General features: G+C 56.2%; 1 protein-coding gene. It reads right to left on the reverse strand.

All coding sequences use genetic code 11. The features are described from left to right. Positions 1–1,056 (reverse strand): NnrS family protein (locus AACS18_RS13370; RefSeq protein WP_108614373.1); only part of this gene is annotated, 1,056 nt, incomplete at its 3' end. Positions 1,057–1,279 lie beyond the last annotated feature (223 nt).

The following is a 1,279-nucleotide window of genomic DNA, read 5'->3' on the forward strand; positions in this document are numbered from 1 at the left end:
CACCCGCATTGTAGCGGCAGCGATAACCAGGGCGAATGCGCCAGTGATCCTGCGTCCTACCTGCAAGGCCCGACCGCTATGGCCGAGGGAGACTCGCGCGATCATGCCCAGGATCATGGTGCCCATACCGCCTGCGCTGAGCAGGTGACTGGCCATCGACAACGTGATGGGCAGACCCGCGCTATGTGCCGCAAGGGAGAGCAGGCCAAGAGGGATAAACAGATAGGCGAGATGGAGTGACCACAGCAGGGGATGCGCAAGGGTCGATGGCAGATGCCAACGTAGTTGCCGCCACAGATGCAAACTCGCCGCCACTATATAGAGAGGCACTATATATATGCTGGTGACCCATTGGGTGGGGAGTAACAGCCAGCAGAGCAAGATAAGCCACAGTGTCGCGAGCGCAGTCCGTTCCAGCCAGAGTCGAGGTGCAGCTTTCTCCTGACCGGTTGCTCGGGCGGTGAAGAACGGAATCACCCTTCCACCCATCACGGCGATCAGGGTGGTAAACAACAGCACAGTGGTGATCAATAGGTGCTCAACGGTGGTCCAATCGGCCTGCCATAACCAGCTGGCACCATTGAGCAAGGTCAGTATCAGCAACAGGGGCACGAAGAAGAGGTTGCGCCATTGCCGGGTTATCAAGATAGGCTTGGCAAGGGACCAGGTACAAAGCGGCAACCAGAGCAGGTCTGCCGCCATCAGGAGCGTATTCTCTTCACCCAGCCAGGGTAACAAGGTCCTTGGCAACATCCACAACCCCACCACCAGCGCCAATGGCCAGCTCCGAACACCGGGATGGGCCGTCCAGTTCTGCACCGCGGTGAGCAGAAAACCCGCGACGATGGCTGCCCCGAAACCAAACAGCATCTCATGGCCGTGCCACCAGATCGGGTTGGCAATCCCTGGCAAGGTTAGCCAACCGTTGAGCTGCCCCAGCCAGAGCAACATGGCGACGGCAGCAAACAGAGCCCCGAACAAGAAGAAGGGTCGGAACCCCAAGCGGAACAGCGGGACGATTTGCTCTTCCTTATGGCTATCGAGGATTTGATGCATGAGGGCATTCCAATTGAACATTTGAGATGGCAATTATAAATTGGCTTTTCAAATGTTCAATTTAAATCCGGCAATAGTCAGGATTGAGGATATTTTGAGCAAAAAAAGAGGTGGTTGCTTGATATCTGAGCGAACGAACTTTTTTGCTGAAAAAGCCCTTGTCATCGCGGCGCGGCTCCCTATAATGCGCCCCTACCAGCACGGCGGAACACGCCGAACTGAT

The organism is Aeromonas sp. HMWF015, assembly GCF_963878965.1.
GTDB lineage: Bacteria > Pseudomonadota > Gammaproteobacteria > Enterobacterales > Aeromonadaceae > Aeromonas > Aeromonas veronii.